At 42.5% G+C, this 22,652-nt stretch carries 14 protein-coding genes; 6 read left to right on the forward strand and 8 right to left on the reverse strand.

The window, feature by feature from the left end; all coding sequences use genetic code 11:
• Positions 1–30: 30 nt before the first annotated feature.
• Both H6571_07630 and H6571_07635 read right to left on the reverse strand, forming a co-directional pair.
• Positions 31–1,242 carry a hypothetical protein gene (locus H6571_07630; protein ID MCB9323598.1) on the reverse strand — a complete coding sequence of 404 codons (1,212 nt, stop codon included), beginning with the start codon at positions 1,240–1,242 and terminating at the stop codon, positions 31–33.
• A 27-nt stretch (positions 1,243–1,269) separates the two neighbouring features.
• Positions 1,270–2,916, reverse strand: coding sequence for a T9SS type A sorting domain-containing protein (locus H6571_07635; protein MCB9323599.1), 1,647 nt, complete (start codon positions 2,914–2,916; stop codon positions 1,270–1,272).
• A gap of 230 nt (positions 2,917–3,146) precedes the next feature.
• Here H6571_07635 and H6571_07640 point away from each other — a divergent pair, with 230 nt between their 5' ends.
• Together H6571_07640 and H6571_07645 are read left to right on the forward strand one after the other, a co-directional pair.
• Positions 3,147–4,115, forward strand: coding sequence for an isopenicillin N synthase family oxygenase (locus tag H6571_07640; protein MCB9323600.1), 969 nt, complete (start codon positions 3,147–3,149; stop codon positions 4,113–4,115).
• Positions 4,116–4,336: 221 nt separating this feature from the next.
• Positions 4,337–6,079: a hypothetical protein gene (locus H6571_07645; GenBank protein ID MCB9323601.1), complete on the forward strand. Its 1,743-nt coding sequence runs from the start codon at positions 4,337–4,339 to the stop codon at positions 6,077–6,079.
• Positions 6,080–6,160: 81 nt separating this feature from the next.
• Here the strand turns inward: H6571_07645 and H6571_07650 are convergent, their stop codons facing one another.
• From H6571_07650 to H6571_07665, 4 genes are all read right to left on the reverse strand, one after another.
• Positions 6,161–8,215, reverse strand: coding sequence for a tetratricopeptide repeat protein (locus H6571_07650; protein ID MCB9323602.1), 2,055 nt, complete (start codon positions 8,213–8,215; stop codon positions 6,161–6,163).
• Positions 8,216–8,326: 111 nt separating this feature from the next.
• Positions 8,327–8,938, reverse strand: a complete 612-nt coding sequence (locus H6571_07655) for a hypothetical protein (protein MCB9323603.1) — start codon at positions 8,936–8,938, stop codon at positions 8,327–8,329.
• A gap of 520 nt (positions 8,939–9,458) precedes the next feature.
• The gene (locus H6571_07660; GenBank protein ID MCB9323604.1) at positions 9,459–10,571 is read right to left on the reverse strand and encodes a trypsin-like peptidase domain-containing protein; all 1,113 of its coding nucleotides are present in this window, start codon (positions 10,569–10,571) and stop codon (positions 9,459–9,461) included.
• A gap of 115 nt (positions 10,572–10,686) precedes the next feature.
• A complete protein-coding gene (locus H6571_07665) occupies positions 10,687–11,970 on the reverse strand; it encodes an asparagine synthetase B (protein ID MCB9323605.1) in 1,284 nt (427 codons plus the stop codon).
• Positions 11,971–12,441: 471 nt separating this feature from the next.
• On the opposite strand from H6571_07665, the gene H6571_07670 reads away from it, so the two are divergent.
• Positions 12,442–14,541 carry a hypothetical protein gene (locus H6571_07670; GenBank protein MCB9323606.1) on the forward strand — a complete coding sequence of 700 codons (2,100 nt, stop codon included), beginning with the start codon at positions 12,442–12,444 and terminating at the stop codon, positions 14,539–14,541.
• Positions 14,542–14,795: 254 nt separating this feature from the next.
• Here the strand turns inward: H6571_07670 and H6571_07675 are convergent, their stop codons facing one another.
• Positions 14,796–15,992 carry an IS256 family transposase gene (locus H6571_07675; GenBank protein MCB9323607.1) on the reverse strand — a complete coding sequence of 399 codons (1,197 nt, stop codon included), beginning with the start codon at positions 15,990–15,992 and terminating at the stop codon, positions 14,796–14,798.
• A 435-nt stretch (positions 15,993–16,427) separates the two neighbouring features.
• Between H6571_07675 and H6571_07680 the strand changes: the two genes are divergently transcribed.
• Positions 16,428–16,943 carry a hypothetical protein gene (locus H6571_07680; GenBank protein ID MCB9323608.1) on the forward strand — a complete coding sequence of 172 codons (516 nt, stop codon included), beginning with the start codon at positions 16,428–16,430 and terminating at the stop codon, positions 16,941–16,943.
• Between the two features lie 60 nt (positions 16,944–17,003).
• Complete coding sequence (locus tag H6571_07685) at positions 17,004–17,381, forward strand: sporulation protein (protein MCB9323609.1); 378 nt, start codon at positions 17,004–17,006, stop codon at positions 17,379–17,381.
• A 247-nt stretch (positions 17,382–17,628) separates the two neighbouring features.
• Here the strand turns inward: H6571_07685 and H6571_07690 are convergent, their stop codons facing one another.
• Entirely contained in the window at positions 17,629–21,405 is a 3,777-nt protein-coding gene (locus H6571_07690; GenBank protein MCB9323610.1) for a helicase SNF2, read from the reverse strand.
• A 634-nt stretch (positions 21,406–22,039) separates the two neighbouring features.
• On the opposite strand from H6571_07690, the gene H6571_07695 reads away from it, so the two are divergent.
• On the forward strand, positions 22,040–22,618 hold the full coding sequence (locus tag H6571_07695) for an outer membrane beta-barrel protein (GenBank protein MCB9323611.1): 579 nt from the start codon (positions 22,040–22,042) through the stop codon (positions 22,616–22,618).
• Positions 22,619–22,652: the final 34 nt, after the last annotated feature.

The following is a 22,652-nucleotide window of genomic DNA, read 5'->3' on the forward strand; positions in this document are numbered from 1 at the left end:
CTATGATATCATGGGTATCCAAAAAACAAATCACCATTTAATTATAATCCACACGAAAACCAAAATTACCAGCCCCGAAACAAGTTGAAACCTCCACCTCCACCTAGTCGAGGAGGTGGAGGTGGAAGAGGTAATAATTATGGCGTTACTCCAGGCAATAAAAGCATCAGCCATCGGCAGGCTTCCCAAAAGATACCGTTTTTTTCCGCCGAAGGTCAACGGAACGCCAAAACCTTCAACACTGTTTCTTAAGCCGGCATGTAATTCCAAATCCTTGTGGACGGCCATGGTGCGAATACCAACAATGGAAGCAGAACCACCAATACCCCAAATCACCGGCCCCGAATCAATGTCCCCCATTCCTGATACCTGTCCCGGGGGATATTCCCTGATGCCGGGCAAGCCCAATCTGAAATCGAGAAAAACAGAGCGGTAGATTTCAAATTGTTGCTTTGCAAAAGCAGTGTCAATTTCCGGCAAAAACACATTCATCAGGCTTTGAGAAGAACCCCTCGCTCCTGTCAGAACGGTGTTGGTCCGGGAGTTGACGGCATGGGGAATCAATCCGGTTTTAGGATCAAGGTGTAATTTCACCTTTTTCAGCCAGTCCGAAATAAAGGCATGGTATTGTGGCTCGAAGAGTTTATCATGGAGTGCCAAACACGCCAGGGCAATAGTATTGTCGGCCGGCCAGGATTGTCCGTAATAGGACTCCAGATAAATCGAATTCGAATTTTCATAAGCAGCATGAATAGTCTTGCAAAGATGCTGAAAACGTAACACTTCAAGCGTATCAACAAAGCCATTACGGATCTCTATTTCGAGTTTTTTTGCCAAAGAATAAGTCCTCCATCCCTGATAGAACACCCCATAAGATAGTGGTAATTCTTTGGGGAAAACCTTTCTTCCCTCGGCACTTTCAAGCTCATTCAGCGACCAGTTAATTTCCTTTAAACCTTCCAAATAAATACTCCCATCAGATGTTTGTGTACTGATTTCATCACACCAACCCAGGGCATACAATGCATTGAGGAATACAAATCCCTCGGGAAATAATTCCTGCATTTCATAGGCCGAACCATTATGCATTTTCTCCTTGAGCCAGCTTAATTGCCGGTATACATCCACATTATAATGCTCCCTAAAATCAGGACGATGATAAAGTTTAATATTCAAAAAAAGCACTGCCAGGATAAAAAATCCCAACAATGCTTTATGAATATTTTTAAGGAATTGTTTCATGGTATAGGGGCATATTAACGCCTTTCTTTAACGGAATAAAATCTTGCCACTTACCGTCCGGCCCTGTTCCTCCCGTAATGTATAAAAATAAATGCCTGAAGGCAATCCTTCCCGGCTAAACGTAGCAATGCCGTTTCCGTCAGCATCGTAAAAACGCACCTGTTTGCCATAGGCATCAAAAAGAGTGAGGCTGGCCTTCTGAACGGAAGGAGGCAATTTCACGGAAAATGATTCTTCAACCGGGTTGGGGAAAACCTGTAGGCCTTCCAGTGTATTTTCGGGGAAATAAGTATCCGTGGACACGCCTTCTGTATCCAGCAGATACATCATGATCATCACCATCATTTCGTCATTGGAGGTAGGGCCCCACCAAACAGGGCTCGGGCCGTCATTCACCCAGGTGGCCTGGTGAATTATTCCGTATTGAGCACTAAAATTGAGCTGGTGAAGGGGCTCAAAATATCGCATGGGTATGTGTTGATAATCAAAATAAGGGGAAACACATCCGGGCACTCCATTGGCACAAGCCCCATCGTAAAGCAATGCTCCCAAGGTATTCCCGGGCAAACGTTCATAAATTTTGTACCCGGTACCGTATTTATGCACGTGCCCCATCATGCCCCAGACATAAATATCATTGGCCCCGGATACTGAAACGCTTTGCGTATGGGTAATGACATTGCCGTTATTCGGAATGGGAATATCCGTATGGGGAATAAGAGCCGTATACATCTCCTGGGCGGCCGTTCCCGCCGGCTTGGTATAAACATTTACATAAGCTTCTGCCTTATACGTATTGGCGCCGGCATAATTGATGGTATGCGTATTGAGATCCAGTACCAGGTTTTGATCCCAGATAAAGGCAGAACCCGTCGGCAATCTCAGGTCAATGGATTCCTGGGCAGCGGCCACCAGGCTGATGTCCGAATGATCCGCATTGGTCCTGAACCCGTAAGGAATGGCAGCTTCCCCTCCATCAGTAAAATTATAGAGAATAAAATGATGAGAAAAAGAAGGAATGATGATCTCGATCCTGTCGACATCGACATTTTCGGAAAGTTCCAGTTCATATTTGGTGAAATATTCCAGTTCACCGGCAGGTTCTATGAAAAATGGCCCCACCTTTATTTGAAAACCATCCGCGGCATCAGGTGCTTCGGGAGGGCCATCGGGAAAGGCGGCCATGCCATTGGTATTGTAATAATCGTGGATTAGTTGCTCATTGACCACTTCATTATTTTCAGGTGCACCAAATAAAAGCCATTGGCGGATCAATTCTTTTTCTTCGATCGTCAACTGGTGCTCGGCACCATAAGCCGGCATGGATTCTCCTGCGTCCTGCGCCAGCATGATTCCGGGCTCCAGCCCTCCGTTTATTTTGCGGAACATAAAACTTTTATCCGCCCTGCCCGGGTAAATGATCTTGTAACCTTTCTGGGAAGCGTATTCATTGTGGGGAGTAGCCATGTAGATATTATCGAACACGGCAGCTTTTTTTAGCGCACTTGTGGCTCCAGAGCCTTCAAGATCGAGCATGCCACTGGGGTCGTTATGATTATGGCATTGAATACATTTTTGCTGAAACACTTCGTAAACGCGATCAAAGGTAGATTGGGCGGCTAAGAATGAAAAGGGAAAGAACAGCAGGACAAAAAAGGTAATGGTATTTTTCATAATGGGTGCTTTTTTTAAGATTGAAGACTAAAGAGTTGGGTGCGTCAAATATAAAATTAATAAAAACGAACACAATATGAACAGTTTGAAGCTGAATTCAGCCTTTTGCTTTCGTAAAAAAGAAAAATACGGATAGAATAAACAAGAAATAGCCTAAAGTAAATTTCCATAATCGGGAAAAAAATCGTAATATGTAGCAATAGAAAAAATTACGTAAAAAACTACATAAAATGGCCATAGAAAGTATCATTGCAAAGGTAGATTACCTGGATTTTATTTCCGGTGATCCCTTGAAAAGGCAACATTTCATCAAGGAATTTGGGGACTCATTTTCCAGGATAGGTTTTGCCATCGTTTCCAACCACGGTGTTACTGAAGCTTTAAGGAATGAACTTTTTGAGGTAGCAAAAAAGTTTTTTGACCTGGAGGATTCCCAAAAAATAAAATACGAAAATCTGGCCAATGCGGGTCAACGGGGTTACATCAGTAAAAATCGCGAAAGTGCAAAAGGAAAGAATGTCCCGGATCTCAAAGAATTTTATCACGTAGGTCAGACAGTCACTGATGGAGACCCTATAAAAGATACTTATCCGGATAACATCTGGCCGACAGAGTTGCCGGAATTTGAAGCCGTCTGCAAAAAAGTTTATCGCACCTTCGAAGAAACAGGTGCCAACCTATTACGCGCCATTGCCCTTTACCTTAAACTGGATGAAAACTATTTTGAGGACAAAATTCACAATGGTAACAGCGTGCTTCGTTTGCTTCATTATTATCCACTGGAAAATGTGGACCACCTTCCTCCCGGCGCTGTCCGGGCCGCTGCTCATGGGGACATCAACCTCATCACCTTGCTAATGGGCGCCAATGCTGCAGGGTTACAGGCCCAAACCCTTGATGGGCATTGGATCGATGTAAATCCGGCCCCGAATGAAATCGTCATCAACATTGGGGATATGCTGGCCCGGTTGACCAACGACCGATTGCGGTCCACCATTCACCAGGTTGTCAATCCCACGGACACAGAGTTGCTGAAAAAGCCAAGATACTCGACCCCTTTTTTCCTTCATCCACGTGCCGATATGGACCTATCAAGCTTATCCAGTTGTGTTAGCTCTGCACGTCCCAAACAGTACGAAGATATCACCGCCGGGAAATTTCTCGATGAACGCCTGAAAGAGCTTGGACTAAAGAAATAATCAAAAAATTGTAAAAAGAATGCATTGTATAGTTTTTGCTATTATTTTTGCAACACATCCCCTTTGTAAAGACAGAGTGGGACTCAATTCATTACGTGAAAAAGTAATTTATTCCGCACTATATGCGTTAGGTAGTTGAATTTTGCCATGACCCCATTTTATTTGACAAAACAAAATAAATCCGGGCATGGCAATAATCCTGTGAAAACAAAAATAAATTTATGAAGCGTTCAATTATTATTGTACTCAGCATTTTTCTCTTGACGGGAATCGCCACTGCCCAACAGTTTTTTACCGTTGTCGTAGGCACTTTCCTGGATGCAAGGTCAAATGATTTCAATGAGATCAAACCCTATGGATTGGTCTATGCTTATCAACTGGAAGGCAACTTGTCTAAAATATATCTCGGAGGTTTTGACAAAAAGGCAAACGCAGAAAAGGTGGTGGCTGCCCTCAAAGAAAAAGGATATACCAGCGCCTTTGTACAGGAAAGACATCTCAACGAAGGTAAAACGGTCACCGTAATCCAAATGGCTACACGATATGTTAATAAACCTATAGAATGGGAAAAGTTCGAACAAAATGGTCAACTCTATGCCATTTTGAATGATGACATGGTCAAGGTGGTCACCGGAATATTTCCCGACGTAGTCTCTGCCAAAAGAAAATTGAGTGAAATCAAAAAATCAGGTTTCTCCGATGCTTTCATCAAAAATGTGAACAGTGCCCTGCTGGTAAAAATATCCGAATTTGAGACCGGCATTAAAAAACCTCTGATTCCTATTGCCTTTGAAGATAATAAGATTACCAAAGGTGCCCCAACGGGAAATACGACCCGTCCTCCCGACTACGATGTCAAAGTCAGGACCAATCAGCCGAATTTCCCGGCCAGTTATGATAATAAAGATTTGACAGCAAAAAACGGAACCGCTGAAACGGTATCCTTCAATGAAGCACCAGCCGGCATGCCCCTGCCGGTCATCCGTCCGGAAGTCAAACGCCGTTCGGCCCTTGAGTTGCAAAAAGTGCTCAAAGCCGAAAAGTTTTACACTCAGTCCCTTGACGGTTTCTATGGAAAAGGAACCGAAATGGCCTATCAGAAAGCCTTAATTGAAAATGCTGAATTGAAAAAATATGTCCTACTGGCAAAGCTTTCTTCTTCTTCAGCTCCAGCCCAGTCGTCTAATTTACTGCAAAACGCGATCAACAGGCTGCCCGTTGATCCTTCAGCTATTAATACCATTGACGCATCCAATACTCCGGTGGCAAAAGCCTATAGTGCTTATTATCTTTTTACAAAACTGGGCCCATCCAGCGATGTCAACCGGTTGATGAGTGGTGCCCTCAAAGGAGCTTTTTCGGGTAAAAAACTGGAGAACAAACCTCCTTTTGATTACAACGCCACCTATGCCTATGAAGATATGGATCAGCTGATCCGTCACTTGTTTTACGTGCATGCTGCGCCGGGCAATATTTACGAAGTCCCTTGCTGGGTTTACGATCGTCATCCAGGTGAAGCTGCTAAAGCCCAGGCGGCTATTGCAGCCTTTGGCACCAGCGATTTCAAATCTGCCGCTTGTTCCCAACAGTTGGATTGGCCCGAAATCAATATCCTGGAAGCGATTGCTTCAGACCTCAGCGGCAACCAGGCCTCTGCCTCCAAATTAGCGGCCAGCGCCGCCAAGAGATCACAAATATTAATGGCTCCCAACAGCCTGAGCAAAGAAGAAAAAACCAGTGCCGAACAATGGAATGAGGATTTGTGGAGCAATCTGAATGCATGGTCTGTGCGCGACCCTTTACACGAAAGAACCGTTATCGCCCTCAAAATAATTTATTACCAGTCGGCGGTGAGGCTGGAAGATTATTTCATGGATAAAGGGTACTCAGCCAAAGATTCTAAAGCATTTGCCTTAGTGACCCTTAAGACACTTGTTGCGGATCATTTGGATCGGTTTATCTAAATTCAATAAATTTATCATAACAAAAAAAAGCCCGGGAGCAATTGCTCCCGGGCTTTTTTTTGTTATGAAGGAACCCAAATTTTAGATTTTCTCAGCAAGCGGAACTGAAAAAATAAAGTTACTGCCTTTCCCAGGTTCACTTTCCACCCAAATATCTCCGCCCAAATTCTGTACGATCTTTTTACAAATGGAAAGCCCCAGGCCTGCTCCATTGTATTCTTTACGAATGTGGAGTCGCTGGAACATATCAAAGATTTTGTTGTGGTATTCTTTATCAATTCCAATGCCGTTATCTTTAACAGAAACCTGGCAAAGTCCATCAACAATTTTACTTTCCACTTCAATTTTTGGAGTAGGATTATTGTTGTATTTCATGGCATTTTCGACCAGGTTTTTCAGCACCAGGAACAACTGGGAGGCATTTCCGGTTACCATGGGCAATTGACCGACTTTGAGCTCGACATTATCTTCATGGATACTGGCCTGCAACACATTTTTGATCTTGCCCATAATATTGTTCAGATCCACCGTCTCATTGCGAAAATCAATATTCTCTATCCTTGCAAACTCCAGAACACCTTCAATCAAGGCGTGCATTTGCCTCGCATTTCCCTGTACGGTATGCATATAATCCTCAGTCTCCTCGTCCAGATGGCCATTCAATTTCCGTTCAATAAGTTCTGTAAAACTGATGATATTCCTTAAAGGCTCCTTGAGGTCATGTGAGGTGATGTAAGCAAATTGTTCGAGCTCCTTATTGGATTTTTCCAGTTTGACATTGGATTTTTTGAGTTCGCTGGTTCTGTCCTCCACTTCTTCCTGCAACTGTTTGTTGAAGGTTTGTTTCCTCTTATTAGTCTGAAATAAACTCCAGGCTAAATACGAAACGAACAAAAGCACCAGGGCGGTAGTCCACCCGATAATAGTCCTACGCTGGAGTAAGGCTTCGTTTTTGGCCTGTTCTTCTTTCAGCAGCTGAACCTCAGCATCTCTTTTCTTCGTTTCATACTGTATCGCTAATTCATTGATCTGTCGGCTTTTTTCTTCGTTGAAAAGGGTATCATTCACCTCTTTATACAAGACTTGGTAATCATAGGCCTTTTCATAATCATTGAACAGTTTATAATTTTGAGATATTGTACCGTATAAATCCCGTATGGTTTGTTTTGCACCCATTTTTTGGGCCAGGGCGAGCGCCTCAAAGCAGTAATCATTCGATACCTGAATATCCCCCTGTTTTTGAGAAACTTTGCCTAAAAGGCCCAAAATTCTGGCCTTGCCTTCAACATCTTCAAGCTTATCGGCAATTTCCAGCGCTCTGGAAAAATCGCGGGATGCCTGTTCATATTTTTTTTCGTTGAAACGAATTTCCCCCATAGTAGCCAACAGGTAACTCACTCCGTATTGGTCATTGATCTTTTCGGAAATGGAAAGCGCTTCCTGGTATTTTGCCAATGCTTCCTCGTTCTTTTCCATACGATCCAATGATTCCCCAACGTTGGTCAAGGCAATAGACATACCCAGTGAATCCTTTCGCTCTCTTTGAATGACCAGAGAGCGTTCAAAGTACCCGAGAGCTTCCTCTTGGTTACCTTGTTCAAAATAAATAATGCCGATATTATTGATAAGATTGGCCACCGCCAGTTTGTCTTTCTCCTCATCCAAGAGGTTCAGCGCTTCATGGTAGTATTTCATGGCCTCGTTGAGGTCGCCACGGTTGGCGTGGATGAGGCCTATATTGTTTAAAAATTGTGTTTGCTGTTCGGTTAAATTATTGGCCCGGCAAATTTCGAGACCTCTGCTGAAATAATCCAAAGAGGTATTTAGATCTCCCTTTTTTTTGTACCCGATCCCAATGACATTCAAAGAGGTGACAATCTTCCCTTGGTCGCTCATTTTTTCTGCCAGAGCCAATGCCTGTTCGGCATAGTCGATTACAAATTGTGGATTGGTGGATTCATAAGCCATGCTCAGCCTTTGAAATAAGTTGTATTTCAAGGAATCTTCAGTAGCGGTCTGGATCTCACGAAGCAGGCTGTCAGCAAGGGCATTTTGCTGAGCCAGTCCCCCCAAAGAAATCAGGAGGAGTTGAATAATGATAAAAATTTTAGGCCCGGCCGATTTCGATATCCCCATAAAGCAGGTTAATTATCCCAACCCAAAGTTTTAAGTAAGCGGTTATAAATTTTAATAATCGTGAAATATACGGAACAAAAAATAGCTAGCCTAAAAAATCACGATCAATTTTTATTTCATTTTGGGTCTTCTTCTTTTACCTCCCTGTCTCATCATAGCTCCCCCGGCGTTGCCCATCCGGGTTGCCGCCTTTACCTGGCCCTGGTTCTGCAAGGCTTTTTCAAGCATTTTCTTTTGTTCCTTGATGTTGGAGTCTGTAATTTTCAGGTTTTTGATGTTCCGGTAATAATTCTGTGCCTGCTTCCATTTGCCCTTTGAAGCTGCAATATTGGCCAACTGGATCTGTAGCATGGCTTTTTCATTTTCAGTAGGCACCTCGATCTCTTCAGCCATTTTCAGGTACTTCTCACCGCCTTCCATATCTTTTCTGGACAAAGCGATATTTCCTTTCAACATATAAAAATAGGCCCGGTTGGTCGCGTACAAAAACTTAGGAAAAAGCGTCAGGTTCAACATTTTTTCTGCCTTGTCAAAATTTTCAGTCTGCAAAGCTTTGGCTGCGCTGCCTACGGTTCCAAGCAATACATATCCCACCAATAAAATCAGCCCGACCAGCCAAAAAGGAAAGCCGTACCAAAACCCCTGGGTCACTGACAAAAGAATTCCGCCTCCGATTCCAACAACGATTAAGGCTATTTTTAAATAAGGATTAATTGTAAACATAATATATTCAGATTTTCAGCAAAGGTAATAACTCCAATCCACTTTTGAAATTAATAGTTGCTTTTAAATTGATGCTCATGATCAGTGCCGAATCAATCGCTGTAGGTTAGGTAGATAGCAAAAAAAAGGGAGCAAAAAATTGCTCCCCTCAGAAAAACACCTAAAACCCATATTATATCTTAAAAATCATTTATTCTTTTAGAGCAGACTGAAGACAGAAGACAACTTTCAGTCTAAATAACTTATTTGTTTCATGCTTCTGCTTCAGTTTGCCATAGTACGTTTACCTCTCATTTCAATCGCCTCAGTAGTTTTCGCTTAGTCAAGGATTATACTCATCCCCTTTCTAATTTCGTAAATTATGACGACTGTTTTCTGAAAGGTCACCGGAAAAAATATTTTTTTTTATCTTTTTATTAAATTTATTTATATTACATTGATTTACAATTATTTATATAAAATATTTATTTTTCAGCCCATCGATTTTTTCTTTAACATCGAGAAAAATCATTCCTTCCCTTTATTGGCTTTCTGCCAATTGAAGTTTTATTTCCATCTTTTTTTCATCTCTCAACAAAGTGACCGTAATTTCTTCACCAACCTTATAGTTTTCCAGGGCAAGATTCACTTCATTGCTTGAGGAAATTTTTTCTGCTCCCACGCCTATGATTATATCTCCTAATTTAACGTTTCCAAACCGATCCACCATGGTCGGCTTGATGCCCGCTTTCTCGGCCGGGCCACCTTCCACCACATCATAAACCAAAGCCCCGGTAATATTTCGCAGAGGACGGGCAAATTCAATGCCCATGGAAGGCCGGTTGATTTTACCGTATTGGATTAATTCAGGAACCACCCACTTCACTACATCTACCGGAATGGAAAAACCAATTCCTGCCGAAGCGCCCGAGGGACTGTAAATGGCGGTATTTACTCCAATCAAACGACCGGAAGAATCCAGTAGCGGGCCGCCGGAATTTCCGGGATTGATGGCAGCATCGGTTTGGATGGCTCCACGGATTGGAGTTCCTGCTACAGATTCAATTTCCCTTCCAAGGGCACTTACAATACCCGTTGTCAATGATTGGTCCAACCCAAAGGGATTGCCGATGGCCAATACAGTCTGTCCTACTCTAAGGTTATCGGATTCCCCCACCGGGAGACCGGCCAATTTATCTCTGGGAGCATTGATCTCTAATACCGCCAGGTCCTTCTCCGGCGCAACCCCCACCAGTGAAGCCTCCCAGCTGCTATGATCAGCCAGGGTAACCTGGGCTTTGTCAGCCCCCTGGATAACGTGATAATTGGTAACAATATGACCTTCCTTGTCCCAAACAAATCCAGAACCCGTTCCGCGAGGGACTTCCATGATGTTCCTGTTGAAAAAATCCCTCCGGACATTAGAAGTGGTGATAAAACAAACAGACGGAGCACTCTTTTCAAAGAGCCGAATGGTTTTCATTTCCGTTCCGTCAATACCTATATCGGCAGATGTTTCATCTGAATTGCTGACCAGAACCACAGATGGTTCATTTGTAGATTCAGATATTGTATCCATTTTATTCCAGGAAACTCCTGCGAAAAAACCTGCCGCCAGAATGACGAACCATAGGAGCGTTTTTAAGGTTTTCATCTTCTTCAATGTTTTATTGTTTTAATAATCCATTGGGGTCTGCTAAACCCGAACAACAAACCCCAAATTATTTGTATAGTTTAAATTTTTAAAGCCTGCCAACGATATGTATCCATTAGGTCTTTCTTTTCTTTTTCTTGGCCGCAGGAAACAGCACATTATCCAGGATGAGCCGGTAGCCCGGAGAATTGGGGTGCAAACTCAAGTCTGTTTCCGGATCATTGACGAAATGGCGATAATCTTCAGGGTCATGGCCTCCGTAAAAAGTCCAGAAACCTTTGCCATAAGTACCGTGAATGTAACGTACCTCTCCGGCTGGTTTATTTTCCCCCAGCACCAGTACATCCGGTTTGACGTAATCTCTGATGAAAGCCGTAGTTTGTCCCATAAATCCCTTCACGGTACGGGTGTGGTTTTGAGTGAGCATGCTGGGTACCGGATCCCATTTGGCAGAAAAATCAAACAAGGTAAAATAATCCTGCTCCGGCATGACGGTCCTGGCTGGAGGACCATTATCAATGGTGGAGAATTCATAGGTGAGCGGATCTTTGATCAGTTTGAAATCTCTGAAGGCAAAAGTCTGCGAGAAATCGAGTTTTTGCTGGGCATTCGGGTCGGCTGCGTCCCCATCGTAAATCGGCGCGCAAATATCTACGCCTTCTGCGGCAAGCGCAATATCATAGGTATCGGTGGCAGAACACATGGCAAACATGAATCCCCCGCCGCCGACGTATTCTTTAATCCTCTTGACCACAGCCAGTTTAAGCTGTGAAACCTTACTAAATCCAAGGCTTGTGGCCAGGTCTTCCATTTTTTTCTGACTCTCCCTGTACCATGCCTGGTTGTGGTAACTGCGGTAGAATTTGCCATACTGGCCTGTAAAATCTTCGTGGTGAAGGTGCAACCAATCGTATTTGGGGAGTTGATCTTCCATGACTTCCTTATCGTAAATCGTTTCGTAAGGAATTTCGGCATAAGTGAGCACCATGGTCACGGCATCATCCCAGGGTTGTATTTTTTCTCCCTTACTGTTAAAATCAGGCGTATAGACTGCTATTTTGGGAGCCACCTCCAGTTTCATCGCCTCCATATTCACCTCCGGATTGGAAATATCGTCCAGTATTTTTCCGAATTGCGCATCGGCAATGATTTCAAAGCTGACCCCCCTGGTCAGGCATTCTTTTTCAAACAGGGCGTTGTGCCTGAATGCAAAACTACCTCCCCGGTAATTGAGCAGCCACCAGGCCTCTGCGCCGTTATCAAGTACCCAATAGGTTATGCCATAAGCTTTGAGGTGGTCTTTTTGTGATTCCGCATCCATGGGCAAAAGAATATAAGCTGCCTTCATGGGTAATACTGCGGCCATAAGGAATAGAAATAATACTGTCAGTCGTTGCATATGTGTGATTTTTATGTCCATAAATTCGGGCATCAGGTATTTTAAAGTCTGCTCATGCCCAACTCTCACCGGATTCGGGTATTGAACATGAATTCTTTTCAAAACAAACATCCTTAAGAACAAATCCATTCAACTTTTGTTGTTTTGATGAGCAAATGTAACGGGATTTTGACATTTGTGCCCGCTACATTCATCATTTAAGATTTTATTAGCATTCAATTGTGAAAATGGTAAAAATCCTGCAAGGCAAATGAATAAGGGAAAAACGCCTGCAATCCATTCCCGGAGTGGATGATTTGCGTATTTATTATTAGAATTTTTCTATTATTGTGCCTCATTAACACCGAAGAAATATATTTGGCCTAATAAAAGTAACACCTTTGCCATTATATAACTTCAAACTTGCCTCTTTCATCAACAGACAGGTTTGAAATTTAGTGTTTTGCAATAAAAATTTAATTAAGCTTCAAAATGGATCAAATTAGCTTTCAATATCCAGGTTGGTACCTCATTTTATGTATTCTCGCAGGATTGGTGTATGCGCTGGTGCTGTATTACAAAAATGACAGTTTCCGTCAACAGAGTCGCTGGCTGAACTGGTTATTGGGAGGGGTTCGCTTTTTCACAGTGACCCTGCTCGCCGTTCTGCTGATGTCGCCTTTGCTGAAATCCCTGCAAACGGAAAGCAAAAAGCCTATCGTTCTCATCGCACAGGACGTTTCGGAATCGGTTTCCCTGGTGATTGACTCCACCAAAATCGACGGGTACAGGCAGGACCTGGAGCAGCTCAAAAGCCGGCTGGAAGAAAATTACGAAGTCCATGAATATGCTTTCGGAGATAACGTACGAGAAGGGATCGATTTTGAATTCAAAGATAAGGTGAGTAATATTTCTGACCTTTTTGAAACCGTTTACGACCTTTTCAGCAATCAAAACCTGGGAGCTGTCATCCTCGCTTCGGATGGAATTTACAATGAAGGAAGCAATCCTGTTTATTCGGGCGCCAAATTACCGGTGCCGGTATATTCAATCGCCTTAGGAGATACGACAGCTAAACGGGATCTTCTACTGAAGCGTGTTTTCCATAATGAAATAGCCTACCTGGGCGATAAATTCGCTACACAGGTGGATATTGCCGCCCGCAATTTCAAAGGGAGTTCAGCCGTACTTAATGTCTATAAAATTGAGGCCGGGACCCCAAATTCCCTTCAACAGATACCGATCACCATCGATGAAACGAATTTCTTCAAAACGGTTGAGATTGTGCTGGATGCCGATAAAAGCGGGGTTCAACAATATCGTTTCAGCCTGACCCAATTGCCCGGCGAACAGTCCATAGTCAATAACCGAAAGGATATTTTTATCGACGTATTGGATGCCCGCCAGAAAATACTCATTGTCGCCAATGCGCCACACCCCGACATTTCGGCCCTGCGCAACAGCATTTCTTCCAATAAAAACTACCAGGTGGATGTCGTATATGCCGACAATCCGAATATTAATGCAGCGGCTTACGATCTGCTGATTTTGCATCAGCTGCCCTCCTTTAACAGGGATATTACCACTATCCTGAACCTGATTAAAAACCGAAAAATCCCGGTATTGTACATCATTGGCAACCAAACAGCGATTAACCGGCTGAACCAGGCACAATCCATCCTGGATATACGGCCCGGCGGGTTGAATATGAATGAAGTTCAGGCGCAAATTGCCAAAGATTTCACCCAGTTCAAATTAAGTGATGACCTTCGCCAGGCCCTGCCCAATTTTGCGCCCCTCAAGGCTCCTTTCGGGGAATTCGACCTTACCGGAAACGGCCAGGCCGTGCTCTATCAAAGGATTGGCAAAATCGATACCAATTACCCCCTGCTCGTCATCGGGGAACAAAATAATGTGCGTACGGGGATCCTCTGTGCGGAAGGAATCTGGCAATGGAGGCTTTTTGATTATTTACAACGCGGCAACCACGACATTTTCAATGAACTGATCGGCAAAACCATCCAATATCTAAGCTTAAAGGAAGACAAACGCCGTTTCAGGGTGAGCCTGACCAAAAATATATTTAATGAAAACGAACCCATCCTCTTAGATGCTGAATTGTACGACAGTAACTATGAGCTCGTGAACGACCCGGAAGTTACCGTAACCATCTCGGACAGTGAAGGCAGGAACTTCAACTATGTTTTCAACAAAACGACTACAGCCTATTCACTGAATGCCGGAATCCTGCCGGTGGGCAATTATACCTTTACGGCCAATACTGAATTCAACGGTGAGCCACTGACATTCAACGGACGTTTCAGCATTCAGGCGGTTCAGATGGAACTTTATGAGACCACGGCCAATCACGCCATGCTCCGTTTGCTGAGCGATGAATTTGGCGGGGCCCTCGTTTATCCGGATCAGATCAATAGTATTGCGGATAAAATTGAAGCCTCCGGAAAGGTAAAACCGGTCATTTACCAGTCTGTAAAGAACCGCCCGGTGATCGATCTTAAAGGGATCTTTTTCCTCCTCCTCCTTTTGCTAACCTTTGAATGGTTTATGAGAAGATTCTATGGGGCTTATTGAGAATGATGAAAATGATTCGGTGATGAAAATGATTCGATGATGAAATGATGAAATGATACAATGATGAAATGATTCGGTGATGAAATGATTCGGTGATTCAAGGTATGAATAAAGTAGTGACCCGAGGCAGAACCAAGGGAAATTAAGTATATCGATATGAAGGACTTCTAACCTGTCTTTGACTGGGCGCAGTTCTCTTTTGACAGTATCCTATTAAGTGTGTAAATAAAAAATAGAGGGCTTCGCCCGAATTTTTAGATTTTGACTCTTTCGTCAAAAATAGCAATAAATTGGTTAAGAATAATGGGCCAGTTGCGAATCGGCATGGTCCATTTTTTCGTTATTTCAAAAATCGCCAGATAAACCGACTTTTTCAATGCATTATCCGTTGGAAAAGACATTTTGTTTTTGGTGTATTTTCTGATTTTTCCGTTGAGATTTTCAATCAAATTTGTGGTATAAATGATCGTTCTAATTTCAAGAGGGAAGTCAAAAAAAGTGGTCAGCTCATCCCAGTTATTATACCATGATTTAATAGCGTAAGGATACTTGTGATTCCATTTTTCATCAAAGTCCTTTAGAGCTGCCTGGGCGGCTTCTTTGGTCGGTGCTCCATAAATGGTTTTCATGTCTTTGGCAAAAACCTTACGATCTTTCCAGACAACGTATTTGGAAGCATTCCTGATTTGGTGCACGACACAAATTTGAGTGCTCGTTTCAGGAAAAACACTTTTAATAGTCTGGGTAAAACCGTTGAGATTATCCGTCACGGTAATTAAGATATCTTCTACGCCCCGAGCTTTGATATCGGTCAGTACGCCCATCCAAAAACTGGCGGCTTCACTTTTACCCAACCACATGCCCAAAACCTCTTTCCTCCCGTCTTTCTTGAGTCCTACGGCCAAATAGACTGTTTTATTGGTCACTCTGGAGTTCTCACGGACTTTAAAAACAATCCCATCCATCCACACGATTAGATACTGAGATTCCAGGGGGCGATTTTGCCAGGCAATGATATCCTCGGTCACCTTATCGGTGATTTTGGAGATGGTAGACGTAGAGATGTTGAAGTCATACAAATCCCGAATTTGTTCCTCAATATCGGCATTGCTCATCCCTTTGGCATAAAGTGAAATTACGATCGATTCAATGCCTTTAGCCAGCCTGGATCGTTTAGGAACAATCTGAGGTGTAAAACTTCCATCCCGGTCTCTGGGCACCTCGATTTCAGATTCGCCATAGGAGGTTTTGATTACTTTTTTAGAATTGCCGTTCCGGGCATTTGGATTGTCGCTCCTCTGGTGTTTGGCATAATCCAGATGGGCATCAATTTCTCCTTCCAGCATTTTTTCAATGCCGCGTTTGTGAAGCTCACTGAGGAAAGATTCTAACTCATCCCCAGTCTTAAATTGCTTCAGGAAATCATCGTTTAATAGATCTTCTTTTTTCATCATCAGTAAAGTATGTTTTAAAATTACAAAAAATTAAAATAGGGGGCCATGGCCCCCTATTTTAAAACTTACACACTTTACTGGATACTACCAAAATATTCCAATATCTCGGTGTCTAATGTCGTGAGGAAGTCCATTGTTCATTTCATCATCGTATCATTGTTCGTTTCATCATCGTATCATTGTTCATTTCATCATTTCATCATTTCATCATTTCATCATTGTATCATTTCATCATCGTATCATTGGGATCATTCTCACCTGACAAAAGTCAACCTTTTTCAGTGACAAAAATCAGCGCTTTTTTTAGAAAAAAAGAGCAAACTTTTCAATTGAAATCACATTATAAGGACACCGTTTATTAGACAAGAACTTCGTAAAAAGACCATCGGAGTCCCTGGTAATTTGTGTCTGATAATTAAAAAAACAGCTATTGTGGTCTGGTTATTTTTTATCCTGATCGTATTATTATTTCTGGGCTGGATACTGGTTACCCCTTTGGAAATTTGTATCAATTCCATTGAAAACGACTACCATGTAAAGTGGAAAGGAATCGGAGAAGCGAGTATTATTGTGATGCCCATGGATCTTTTAGTCAGGCTGAAGATCGCTTTTTGGAAAAAAGACTGGTCCGTAATGAAATTCAGATTCAAAAAAGACAAAAAGCAAGATAAAGAAGCCGCTGAAAAACCAAAAAAGACAAAACGGAACATCTGGAAAAACTTACGGTTATTCCGCCGCATTTTGGGGTCATTTTCCGTAAAAAAAATGCGGGTTAATATCGACACACAAAATTACATCCTGAACGGATACCTCTTCCCCCTGTTCTTCCACGTGACGCGCTATTACCACGGGAAACCACAACTGATAATCAACTATAAAGGCAAAACGGAAATAAATGTATTAATGCGAAATCGACTGATAAACATCTTTTACGCTATTATCAAATAACTCAAAAATTTGCAACCCGAATTCAATCCAATTCATATTATTTAACCAAAATCGTTTATCATGAAATTTCATTTTGAAGAATTACTGGACAAAATCACTGACTTCATTAAAACTGAAGCTAAAACCGAAACCATTGTGGGCGAGCCTTTCATGCTCGGTGAATTTTCCTGCATCCCTGTGATCCATGTAGGTATGGGATTCGGCACGGGAGCTGCCGAAGGAGACGCCACCAAAGACACCCATGCTGAAGGCGGAGGCGCCGGAGCAGGAGTAACCATCGAACCCATCGGATTTCTCGTTTCAAAAGCAGACAAAGTAGAATTCGTTTCCACAAAATCCAACACTGGACTTACAGCAGCTTTTGAAAAAGTCCCTGACCTGATCACCAGGTACTTCGATTTACAGGAAAAGAATAAAAAAGAGCCTGCATTGAATTAACGACTGAACGGCAATCATTTGCCTTGATCCGGGCCTGAAAGGTTTCCGGAAAACATGACGGTATAACTAAAAAAACCAGTACCAACTCACTTATCCCGAGTTTAGGGTTCCTTACGGAACGCATAAATCCCTTTCCCCGAAACCAAAGCCCCCGGATGCCAGGTGTTTTTTTGTAATTCCCGACTTTTCAAAAATGGAAAGTCGGGATTTTTTTGGTGTCAATATTTTATTCCTAAGACCTCCCTGATCACCCAAACAACTCTGCAATATCCGCTTTGCCCAATTGTTTCATAAAGCTCTCATCCGTTGTAATGATGTCGGAGGCGATCTTGAGTTTTTTGGCCTGGTATTTCATAATCTTTTCCTCGACCGTATTTTTACAGATCATGCGGTATGCGATCACGTGTTTGTCCTGGCCAATACGGTGACAACGGTCGATGGCCTGGTTTTCTACGGCAGGGTTCCACCATGGATCGACGATATAAACGTAATCGGCAGCGGTGAGGTTGAGCCCGGTGCCCCCGGCTTTGAGACTGATGAGGAAGACCCTGCAATCCTCGTTCTCCTGGAAATTCTCCACGCTTGCCTGTCGCTGCTTTTTGGTACACTGACCGTCAAGGTATTCGTAATGTACCCCTTCTGCCTTCAATTCTTTTTCGATCACCCGCAGCATCTTAACAAACTGTGAAAAAATCAGGATCTTGTGATTGCCGGTTTTCTCGAGGATGTGCTGCATGAGCACTTGAATTTTGACCGATGATTTACCATAGTCTTCCATATCACTCAAAAGTTCCGGCGTATCGCAGATCTGACGCAATTTCATCAGGCCTTCCAACACATACATTTTACTTCTTTCCATGCCATCCTGCTCAATCCGATTAAGCAATAAATCACGGTATTTATTCCTATAGGCTTCGTACACCTTCCATTGGTCATCAGGCATTTCACAATAAATAATGTCTTCAATTTTAGGGGGCAATTCCTTGGCAACGATCTCCTTTGTCCTGCGTAATAAAAAAGGATTGATCAGGCGCTGCAACTCCCCTGCCCTTTCCTCATCCCCGTCCCTGTCGATCGGTATGGAATACTGTTCCTTAAAAAAAGGTTGGCTGCCCAGGAAACCGGGATTCAGAAAGTTGATCTGGGCATAAAGGTCAAAAGTATTATTTTCTACGGGGGTTCCCGTCATCGTAAGCCTGTTGCGGGCCCTCAACACACAGGCCGCCTTATACCGGAGCGACAACGGGTTTTTGATGGCCTGGGACTCATCCAGTACAATGTAATTGAACTCATAGGCACTGAGCATTTCGATATCCTTGACCATAATGCCATAGGAGGTGATGATGAGGTCAAAATCGCTGAAGTCATCTGCATCTTTCCTGCGGTCGGTGCCGTAATGGATCAAAAATTTCAGGGAAGGGGTGAATTTATTGATTTCATTTTCCCAGTTAAACAAAAGAGAAGTAGGGATAACGACAAGGTTGGGCTTACGGATCAGATTCACCTGTTTCATTAAAAAGCTAAGGATCTGAACCGTTTTTCCAAGTCCCATATCATCCGCGAGGATCCCCCCCCATTCAAATTCATCCAGGAAGTTCAGCCAGTTGAAACCTTCTTTCTGGTATCCTCTCAGTTCCGCGGTAACGCCTTCCGGCAATTCCACGGTTTTAATTTCTTTGAAAGCAAGCAGCCGGGCCTTCTTTTCAGCGATCTCCCTATATATCTGTTCATTATCGATGTCCCCAAACAATTCGTCGATCAGGCTGAATTTAAGTTTGGAAATTTTAACGCCTTCCCTGTCCGTCTCCCCTGCCCTGAAGTATTTAGACAATTTTTCTACCCATTCCTCCGGCAAAAGTCCGAGTTTACCATCCCCCAGTTTTACATATCTTTCCTTTTTGAGCACGGCTTTTCTCACCTCGCTGAGTTTGACTTCATAATCGCCAAAGGTTACGCTGATTTTCACATCAAACCAGTCCTGCCCTGATTTGAGGTGGGTATTGATATTGGCTTTATGCGGTGAAACTTTGAGTCCTTTAAGTTCGTTGACCCCAAATACCTCGATGCCCGCTTTTTTTAATTTTTCAAAAGCCTCGAAGATCCAGCCTCTTTTTATGAAATCATCGTAAGTCAGGAAGTGATAAGGGCTGTGGGTTTGCCTTTCAAATGCCTCGTGTAACTGATTCAAAAAAGTCTGGTACTCTTCCTCGTAATCGAGATCTCTCAGGTACTGTACTATTACTTTTCCTTCTCTTTTGAGAATGGCATTCGGTTCTTTGATATTCTGGCTCACCTGATGATCGTATTGAACCACTGGTTGTATCAAAACAAAATTAGCCAGTTCCGTCAGGTAAATTTCTCGTTTTTGTGGTTCCAGATGGATGGTTTTCTTTTCAAGATGGGCCATTTCTGTAATTTTTACCGGGAAATATTTAGAAAGCGGAAAGATTACTTTTTCGAAAAAAGCATCAAAATCCTTTTTTGCCGTTTTTAATACCGGGGTTTGAACCATCACCTGTTTGGCAATAAGGGCCTGTTCGAGGTTTTTATACAAATTAAGTGTCCCTGCATATTCTATTGCAAAATAAGGCAGTAATTTTACCCTGTCTGCATTTTGGGATAAATCCACTTTTTGAGTACCAATATTAAGCATGGTCACCAAAGTGTAGAAATAAGGCTCTTCCCTCAATTCCAAAAACACTTCAACTTCTTCCGAAGAAAAAGAAATTTCCTTTAAGTCATTCTTTGATATTTTGGCTCTCCCAGTAGATTTATGCTGGAGAAAGGTAAAAGATTCCTTTTCCAGGAGAATGAACAACTCTTTTATTTTATAAAAGATCATTTTACGTTGTTCCACCTCTTCAAAGCTGGCGTCCGTCAATTCTTCGAGTTCTTCAATTTTATGTAGAATTAATGCCTGTGCATCAGAAACTTCAACATTTTTGGCCGGATCGTATTCAGCGAAGTTTTTTAATGTGGTGATCTTACCCTTTCTGGCCATAAAGGGTTTAATATCAATGGTAGGCACCTTCGGGTCAAAATCGTAATCATAAAAAGCAATGGCAAAACCCAAAAAATATACTTCCTCCTCTTCCTGCGATAAATGAACAGGTAAGCTAATCTTCTGCCTTTCCCATTTACTGGCTCCCGTTTCTTTATCCAGGTCAAGGGTTTTCAGCCTTTGGCCTGGCATAAATCCCTGCCCCAGGTTTACTGATTCTGTCTTTACGCCTTTGCCTGTCACCACTATTTTAAAATAATCATCAAACACCTCAAGAGGAATACCACTTTGTTTGCTGGCTTCTTTTTTGAGTTTTTCCAGTGCCCCGGGATTCAACACCTTAAGAAAATCAGGTTCGCAGTATTCCTGAACGTATTGCAGTGCAGCATAACCGTGACCACACAGTTGCTCGACCTTCCGGTCACAGGTGCATTTAACGCTTAATGAATCCCCTTCCTCTTTCAGTAAAACCTCAAAATGTTGTTCTCTGTCATAAAAAGAAGCACTGTGGTTCCAGACTTCCACATGATACCTCAACGTATTATTAATAAAATCCTTAAACTCAACCGAACGAACATTCCTGACCACCTGCACTTCCATCGGAGCGATATGCAATCTCAGATTCAGCTGATCAAAAGGCAAATGATTCTCTATTAAAAAAGGAGTATTGGCATTTCGCTTTACGCCAAATTGTTGGATCGGCCGGTTCATTTCATCACCATTTTCTTCATCCCCTTTCAAATGCTGTGCGAGATATAAAAGGCTGGCCACCTCATGTTTGCAAAGACCTCCCCAATCGTAAGGGCAATTGCAGTTCGTCTGGACGCCCCCTGTAACAAACCGGTAAATATCAACATGATACAAACGTGTACCCTGAACGGCAAAACTGGCCGTTTCTCCCGCGATATTCAGGTAGATGAGTTCAAGTGCCCTCTTTTTGAACATAGCTTTTCCCTCTTCAAAATTCCTCGCGTTACTGAAATTCAGAGCATGGTTCAAAATTGAGGTAATATAATTGGCCATCAGAAAAATTTTTGCAAAGTAACTGATTTGAAAGTGATTAAAAAAAGGCTTTGGGTTTTTTTAAAAAAATCAGTGTCATTTTAATGACAATTGAGCATTTGGCAAAGTACGAAAAAATGAATTAACAAACTGAAAAACAGTATTTTATGTTTAAAAATCAATAACTTATACTAATTTTTATTTATTTGAGCATAGGGGGAGAGAATGTGGGGGGTGTCTGATTTATCAGGAGTTTGGACAAGGGTACCCAAAGCAACCATGCGTCAGTCAATCAAATCAGAAACCTGATTTTTAAAAAGGACAGGCTGGCACGAAAAACCATTTGACCTTAATTTTGAATAAAGAAGCTCAACAACAAGTCTTGCTTTTGGAAAAACTGTGAAAATATTGTTAAATAATTTAAAAATCCCAACGCCCGGTCGACAACTACCGTCCATATAAATAACCTCAAAAAACAAAATTAAAACGAGCATAAAGCGCTCAAAAAAAATCAAAGAAACCATGAAAACAATTTCTCTCTGATATTTAATCCTACGCTCTCCTGGCTATTTACCTTACCCAAGCATTTTCAATGCTGTGTTTAGAGTTGGTTTGCCTGGAAAGCAGGTAATTCTTAACCTTAAACCTTAAAACGATGAAAAATCAAACGCTGCTCTCTCTGGCTTTTTTATTAATTACTTTCCAAATAGCCGATGCACAGACGGAGAAATTCAAGCCTATGAATTATCCATATTTTGAAACCTCCGTCAGCATCGGACTACTTCCTACCTTTGTTAAAGATATTTCCAGATCCGAGGTGCCTCCTATTGGTCTGCGGGTGGAATACCGGATCAATGAAAGATTCAGTGCCGGTTTTTTTGGCGGCTTCACGCAGGCAATGTCCACCCCTGATTTATTGAGGGACGGAAAACCCATGACTTTTAACACCAAATTTTCGATGATCGGCGGACGTTTTGCGGTGCACTCCACAAAATTCGAACGATGGGATGTGTACGGGGGATTGGGAATGAATTACACCCATACCAATATTGAGGTAATGGATGGGGATATTGAAAAATTAAAAAAACACAAACGGTTTGATCCGTGCCGTGGCGGTATCATGATGTCTGCGTTCATTGGCACAAAATATGCCCTAAATCCTTCCTTCAGCATTTTGGGAGAAGTAGGATACGGCATTTCTTTACTCAACCTGGGCGTGAGCAAACGCTTCTAAGCTTTTTTAAGAAATTCCTGAAAGATAAGATGTG

This window comes from Lewinellaceae bacterium (genome assembly GCA_020636105.1).
GTDB lineage: Bacteria > Bacteroidota > Bacteroidia > Chitinophagales > Saprospiraceae > BCD1.

What these genes read in the sequence shown, in the direction of transcription:
- H6571_07630 (MCB9323598.1), bottom strand. Translation starts at nt 1,242, where the DNA reads ATGAAACAATTCCTTAAAAATATTCATAAAGCATTGTTGGGATTTTTT.
- H6571_07635 (MCB9323599.1), bottom strand. Translation starts at nt 2,916, where the DNA reads ATGAAAAATACCATTACCTTTTTTGTCCTGCTGTTCTTTCCCTTTTCA.
- H6571_07640 (MCB9323600.1), top strand. Translation starts at nt 3,147, where the DNA reads ATGGCCATAGAAAGTATCATTGCAAAGGTAGATTACCTGGATTTTATT.
- H6571_07645 (MCB9323601.1), top strand. Translation starts at nt 4,337, where the DNA reads ATGAAGCGTTCAATTATTATTGTACTCAGCATTTTTCTCTTGACGGGA.
- H6571_07650 (MCB9323602.1), bottom strand. Translation starts at nt 8,215, where the DNA reads ATGGGGATATCGAAATCGGCCGGGCCTAAAATTTTTATCATTATTCAA.
- H6571_07655 (MCB9323603.1), bottom strand. Translation starts at nt 8,938, where the DNA reads ATGTTTACAATTAATCCTTATTTAAAAATAGCCTTAATCGTTGTTGGA.
- H6571_07660 (MCB9323604.1), bottom strand. Translation starts at nt 10,571, where the DNA reads ATGAAAACCTTAAAAACGCTCCTATGGTTCGTCATTCTGGCGGCAGGT.
- H6571_07665 (MCB9323605.1), bottom strand. Translation starts at nt 11,970, where the DNA reads ATGCAACGACTGACAGTATTATTTCTATTCCTTATGGCCGCAGTATTA.
- H6571_07670 (MCB9323606.1), top strand. Translation starts at nt 12,442, where the DNA reads ATGGATCAAATTAGCTTTCAATATCCAGGTTGGTACCTCATTTTATGT.
- H6571_07675 (MCB9323607.1), bottom strand. Translation starts at nt 15,992, where the DNA reads ATGAAAAAAGAAGATCTATTAAACGATGATTTCCTGAAGCAATTTAAG.
- H6571_07685 (MCB9323609.1), top strand. Translation starts at nt 17,004, where the DNA reads ATGAAATTTCATTTTGAAGAATTACTGGACAAAATCACTGACTTCATT.
- H6571_07690 (MCB9323610.1), bottom strand. Translation starts at nt 21,405, where the DNA reads ATGGCCAATTATATTACCTCAATTTTGAACCATGCTCTGAATTTCAGT.
- H6571_07695 (MCB9323611.1), top strand. Translation starts at nt 22,040, where the DNA reads ATGAAAAATCAAACGCTGCTCTCTCTGGCTTTTTTATTAATTACTTTC.